Source organism: Mycobacterium sp. TH-M25, assembly GCF_057473665.1.
Genome location: NZ_JBYCLA010000529.1, coordinates 1 through 5,962, shown reverse-complemented (window position 1 = coordinate 5,962; position 5,962 = coordinate 1). Strand labels below are relative to the sequence as shown.

Annotated in this window: 6 protein-coding genes; 2 read left to right on the top strand and 4 right to left on the bottom strand. The window is 65.6% G+C overall.

Annotated elements, in window-relative coordinates; genetic code table 11:
• Together AC2VOU_RS17730 and AC2VOU_RS17725 are read right to left on the bottom strand one after the other, a co-directional pair.
• On the bottom strand, nucleotides 1–1,107 hold a 1,107-nt coding region (locus tag AC2VOU_RS17730), incomplete at its 3' end, for an NAD(P)/FAD-dependent oxidoreductase (protein WP_486958549.1).
• A gap of 39 nt (nucleotides 1,108–1,146) precedes the next feature.
• Nucleotides 1,147–1,599 carry an Rv2324 family transcriptional regulator gene (locus tag AC2VOU_RS17725; protein ID WP_486958551.1) on the bottom strand — a complete coding sequence of 151 codons (453 nt, stop codon included), beginning with the start codon at nucleotides 1,597–1,599 and terminating at the stop codon, nucleotides 1,147–1,149.
• Nucleotides 1,600–1,713: 114 nt separating this feature from the next.
• Between AC2VOU_RS17725 and ddaH the strand changes: the two genes are divergently transcribed.
• Nucleotides 1,714–2,565, top strand: coding sequence for a dimethylargininase (gene ddaH, locus AC2VOU_RS17720; RefSeq protein ID WP_486958548.1), 852 nt, complete (start codon nucleotides 1,714–1,716; stop codon nucleotides 2,563–2,565).
• Entirely contained in the window at nucleotides 2,562–3,806 is a 1,245-nt protein-coding gene (gene rocD / locus AC2VOU_RS17715) for an ornithine--oxo-acid transaminase (protein WP_486958547.1), read from the top strand. Before ddaH ends, rocD begins: the two co-directional genes overlap by 4 nt.
• Here the strand turns inward: rocD and AC2VOU_RS17710 are convergent.
• Nucleotides 3,803–4,630: a mycofactocin-coupled SDR family oxidoreductase gene (locus AC2VOU_RS17710; protein WP_486958546.1), complete on the bottom strand. Its 828-nt coding sequence runs from the start codon at nucleotides 4,628–4,630 to the stop codon at nucleotides 3,803–3,805. The two genes, rocD and AC2VOU_RS17710, sit on opposite strands and share 4 nt — an antisense overlap.
• Nucleotides 4,631–4,756: 126 nt before the next feature.
• A complete protein-coding gene (gene tuf / locus AC2VOU_RS17705) occupies nucleotides 4,757–5,947 on the bottom strand; it encodes an elongation factor Tu (RefSeq protein ID WP_486958550.1) in 1,191 nt (396 codons plus the stop codon).
• Nucleotides 5,948–5,962 lie beyond the last annotated feature (15 nt).

Genomic DNA, 5,962 nt, shown 5'->3' with positions numbered 1-5,962 from the left:
ACCCACCACGCCGGCCACCGCACCGTCGCGCTCGTAGTAGGCGAGAAACTTGCGGCCGTCGTCCTCGACGATGTGCACGGTGTCGGTGGCGACGGGTTCGCCCAGGCACTGGATCTTGACGTCGTACTGATCGCTCCAGAAGTACGGGACCACCACGCCTGCCCGCGCATCCTGGCCGAGCATGGCGGGCACGACGGCGCGGGCTTGGTCGGCGACATTGCTCCAATGTTCTACGCGCACTTGCTGTCCCTTGGTGTCACGCCATGACGCCACGTCGCCGAGCGCCCACACGTTCGGTGCGCTGGTCCGGCCGACGGAGTCGCAGATGACGCCGTTGTCGACCTCGATGCCGCTGCCGTCGAGCCAATCGGTCGCCGGCCGCGACCCGATGCCCACCACGACCAGATCGGCATTCACCTCGGTGCCGTCGGTCAACAGCACCGAGGTGACGTGGCTGTCACCACGCACCTCGGCCACGCCGACACCGGTGCGCACGTCGACCCCTTCCGCACGGTGCAGCCGGGCCACCAGGGAGCCGATCTGCTCGCCGAGAACCCCGGCCAGGGGCGCGGGCTGCGGCTCGACCAGCACGACATCGACTCCGAGTCGACGCAGACTGGCCGCCACCTCGCAGCCGATGAATCCGGCGCCGACAACCACGGCGCGCTGCGCTTGCGAGGCGTGCCGGCGCAACGCCAGACTCTCGTCGAATGAGCGCAGTACCCGGATGCCCGCCAGGTCGGGGAACGCCGGAATGCGCCGTGGCACCAGGCCTGTCGCAATAACGAGTTCGTCGTAACCCAGTACCGATCCGTCTTCGAGCGTCACGGTCCGCGCCCCGGTGTCGATGCCGGTGGCGGCCGCGCCCAATCGCACAGTGATGTTCTGCTCGTCGTAGAACGCGCGCGGCTTGAGCGTCACGTCGTCGACCTCGCTGCGCAACACCTCTTTGGACAGCGGGGGGCGGTCATAGGGCAGGTGCACCTCATCGCTGACGATGGTGATCGGACCGGCGTATTCGGCCCGACGCAACTGCTCGGCGGTCCGGGTCGCGGCAAGTCCGCCGCCGACGATCAGGATGCCGTTGTCGCCAGGGTTCGTGGTCATTGGAGAGTTATTACACGATTGTGGTGGCCGAGGAGTCGCTCACCCCTGCGCGTGCGACCGGTCGATCAGGTTCGACAGCACGACGATGCTCTCGCTGCGTTCGACGGCGGCACTGGTGCGAATCCGTTCCAGCGCGTCCTCGAGATGCGTCATGTCGCGCGCCAGCACTCGCAAGAGGGCGTCGGCGGTGCCGGTAACCGTCGCGGCGCTGACGACTTCGGGGATGTCGAGCCAGGCGCGACGCAATTCGTCCGGCGAGATTCGGCCGTGGCAGAAGACCTGCACATAGGCCTCGGTCCGCCACCCCACCGCGTTGCGATCGATCACGGTGGTGAATCCGCGGATCACTCCGCGCTCGAGCATCCGGTCGACGCGCCGCTTGACCGCCGGCGCCGAGAGTCGCACCCGCTCACCGATGTCGGCGAACGTCGCCCGCGCGTACTGAGCCAACTCGGCCAAAATCTGCTCATCGATGTCATCCAACCGATCTATCACCCCTCCATACGCAACAGATAGCTGTATCATGCCATTTTGAGCAATGAATAGGGTGCAATAACGCAATACAAAGTGATGCATTGCGCGGCGGCGTCTCCTACCGTTGATTCCATGACGACCGTTGCCGATTCGGGGACCCACACATGGCGTCAGAGCGTCGAACGCACAGCCACCGTTCGGCACTATGTGATGACGCCGCCGCGGTTCTTCGCGGTCGACTACGCGATCAATCCGTGGATGGACACCACGACTCCCGTCGATCCGGCAGTCGCGTCAGCCCAATGGCAGCAGCTACCCGACCTCTACCGGCGGCTGGGGCATACCGTTGATCTGGTTGACCCGGTGCCCGGCCTGCCGGACATGGTCTTCGCCGCCAACGGCGGGTTGATCATCGATGGCAGGGCGGTAATTGCGCGCTTCAAATACCCTGAGCGCAAACAGGAGTCAGCCGCATACGCCGCGTGGCTGCGCGCGCACGGCTACCGGCCACACCGGACCCGCCACGTCAACGAAGGCCAGGGCGACCTGTTACCCGTGGGCGACGACATCTTGGCCGGTTACGGTTTCCGGACCGACCTGCGGGCACACGGCGAAATAGCCGGGATCTTTCGCCGGCGGGTGATCAGCCTCGAACTGATCGATCCGCGCTTCTACCATCTCGACACCGCGCTGACCGTGCTCGACGACAACACCATCGCCTACTATCCGCCGGCGTTCAGCTACGTCTCCCGCGCGCACCTGGAAACCCTGTTTCCCGATGCGATCCAGGTGGACACGACCGACGCCTTCGCGTTCGGCCTGAATGCCGTCTCCGACGGCCGCCACGTCATACACCCGGCCGCGGCCGTCGGCTTCGCGCGGCAACTGACCGAAGCCGGCTTCGTGCCGATCGGTGTCGACATGCCCGAGCTGCTCAAGAGTGGTGGATCCGTCAAGTGCTGCACGCTCGAGGTGTATGCGTGACCGCATCGCGCACGGTGGTGGCCGGCAGTGGTGAACTGACCGGGTCGGCGATCGCGCTCGACGAACGCTGCTGCGCGCACAACTACTCGCCGCTGCCCGTGGTGGCGGCCGGCGCCGAGGGATGTTGGATCACCGATGTCGAAGGTCGCCGCTACCTCGACTGCCTGGCCGCATATTCGGCGGTCAACTTCGGGCACCGCAACCCCGAGATCACCGCGGCCGCCCACGCGCAACTCGACGTCCTCACGCTGGTCAGCCGCGCCTTCCACGCCGAACCCCTGGGACGGTTCTGCGCGTCGCTGGCCGCGTTGTGTGGCAAAGACATGGTGCTGCCGATGAACAGCGGTGCCGAGGCGGTCGAGAGCGCGCTCAAGGTAGCGCGCAAATGGGGCACCGACGTCAAGGGTGTTCCCGCCGGCTCGGGCAATATCGTGGTTGCCGACAACAACTTTCACGGCCGGACCATCAGCATCGTCAGCTTCTCGACGGATCCGACCGCCCGCGCCGGCTTCGGGCCGTTCACCCCGGGCTTTCGTTCAGTGCCGTTCGCCGACGCCGGGGCGCTGACCAAGGTGATCGATGAGCACACCGTCGCCGTCTTGCTGGAGCCCATCCAGGGCGAGGCCGGCGTCATCGTGCCACCGGATCACTATCTGCCGGAGGTGCGTGAAATCTGCACGGCCCGAAACATTTTGATGATTGCCGACGAAATCCAGTCCGGCCTGGCTCGCACCGGGCGCACATTCGCCTGCGATCACTGGGGGGTGGCCCCCGACATCTATCTGCTGGGCAAGGCTTTGGGCGGCGGTGTCGCCCCGGTGTCGGCGGTGGTGGCCGACCGCGACATTCTCGGCGTGCTACATCCCGGTGAGCACGGTTCGACGTTCGGCGGTAACCCGTTTGCCGCGGCGATCGGCAGCACCGTGGTGTCGATGCTGAACCGCGGCGAATTCCAGCAGCGTGCCGCACGACTGGGACGACGACTGCATTGGCGGCTGCGTGCGCTGATCGGTCAGGGCGTGCTCGACGTGCGCGGGCTCGGGCTCTGGGCCGGCGTCGACATCGACCCGGCGCTCGGAACCGGCAGGCAGCTCAGCCTGCGGCTGGCCGAACGCGGCGTCCTGGTCAAGGACACGCACGGGTCGACTATACGGATCGCACCGCCGCTGGTGATCACCGATAGTGAAATCGATTGGGCCATCGATCAATTAGCCGCGACATTGACCGAGCTGGCGAATTAGTACTTCAACACGCCCTTGTCGACCGGAATCTGCGCTCCGGTCAACGTACCCGAGCCATCGCCCGCGAGCCACGCGACGACGTCGGACACTTCGGCGGCACTCATGAAACCTTTGGGCTGCAAAGGCATCGGGCCGAAGCTATGGATGTAGTGCGGGTGCTTTCCGAACACCTGCATCATCAGATCAGGCTCGACCATGGGTGTGTCGATCGAATACGGGTGGATGGAGTTGACCCGGATACCGAACTCGGCGAGTTCGATGGCCAGTGAGTTGGTCAGCCCGGTGAGCCCGTGCTTGGACGCCGAATAGTGACCGTTGCCGGGCGTGGCCTTGAGTCCGGCCGACGAGCTGACCACGACGATGGAGCCGCCGTTGCCGGCCTCGATCATCGCCGGCACCGCCGCGCGCACCGTACGGAAGGTTCCGGTGAGGTTGACCCCGATGACGCTGTCCCACTGTTCGTCGGTGAGTTCCCACACCCGTCCCCAGCTGAGCACTCCCGCGTTGGCGATCAGGATGTCGAGACGGCCGAATTGTTCGACGCCATCTGCCACCAGCAGTCGAACCGCTGCGTCGTCACGAGTGTCGACTGCGCGCGCCAACACCTTTCGCCCTTCGGCTTCCACCGCCCGGACGGTCTCGGCCAGATCATCGGTTGTGGCCGAGGGATAGCTGATGCTGTCAGACACCGGTCCGCAGATGTCGAGGGCGATGATGTCCGCGCCCTCGCGCGCCAGTCGGGCCGCATGGGCGCGCCCTTGGCCGCGCGCGGCACCGGTGATGAACGCGACCCGACCCTGCAGGTTTCCTGCCGGTCCCGACACGTCTGCCCCTTTCGCCGCCTGGCGATCAGGCTAGCCGCGAAACTGGAACGTGTTCTATGCGCCTCGTCGCGCGGGAACGACAACGGCGCCCACCCGTTCGGGTGAGCGCCGCATCCGACGTTCGAACTACTTGATGATCTTGGTGACCCGGCCGGCGCCGACGGTGCGGCCACCTTCACGAATCGCGAACCGCAGGCCGTCGTCCATGGCGACGGGCTGGATCAGCTTGACCGAGATTTCGGTGTTGTCACCGGGCATCACCATCTCGGTGCCCTCCGGCAACGTCACCACACCGGTCACGTCGGTGGTGCGGAAGTAGAACTGCGGACGGTAGTTGTTGAAGACCGGCGTGTGCCGGCCACCCTCGTCCTTGGACAGGATGTAGACGCTGCCCTCGAAGTCGGTGTGCGGGGTGGTGGTGCCGGGCTTCACGACGACCTGACCGCGCTCGACGTCCTCCCGCTTGATACCACGCAGCAGCAGACCGACGTTGTCACCGGCCTGGCCCTGGTCGAGCAGCTTGCGGAACATCTCGACACCGGTGACGGTGGTCTTGGTGCTGGCCGGCTTGATGCCGACAATCTCGACCTCTTCGTTGACGTTGATCACGCCACGCTCGACACGCCCGGTCACCACGGTGCCACGACCGGTGATGGTGAACACGTCTTCGACCGGCATCAGGAACGGCATCTCGGTCTCGCGGACCGGGTCCGGGATCGACTCGTCGACCGCGTCCATCAGCTCTTCGACGGACTTGACCCACTTCTCGTCACCCTCGAGGGCCTTGAGCGCCGATACCTTGACGACCGGGGCGTCCTCGTCGAACTCCTGAGCGGCCAGCAGCTCGCGGACCTCCAGCTCGACGAGCTCCAACAGCTCTTCGTCGTCGACCATGTCCGCCTTGTTCAGCGCGACCAGGATGTAGGGCACCCCGACCTGGCGGGCCAGCAGCACGTGCTCGCGAGTCTGCGGCATCGGGCCGTCGGTGGCGGCGACCACCAGGATTGCACCGTCCATCTGGGCGGCACCGGTGATCATGTTCTTGATGTAGTCAGCGTGACCTGGGGCGTCGACGTGCGCGTAATGACGCTTCTCGGTCTGGTACTCCACGTGGGAGATGTTGATCGTGATACCGCGCTGACGCTCTTCGGGCGCGTTGTCGATCTGGTCGAACGCACGCGACTCGTTGAGTGCCGGGTACTTGTCATGCAGCACCTTGGTGATAGCCGCGGTCAACGTGGTCTTGCCGTGGTCAACGTGACCAATGGTCCCGATGTTGACGTGCGGCTTCGTCCGCTCGAACTTCGCCTTCGCCACTTCTGTGTCCTCCTG

Coding starts and splice junctions, on each gene's coding strand:
- ddaH (WP_486958548.1), top strand. CDS start 1,714: ATGACGACCGTTGCCGATTCGGGGACCCACACATGGCGTCAGAGCGTC.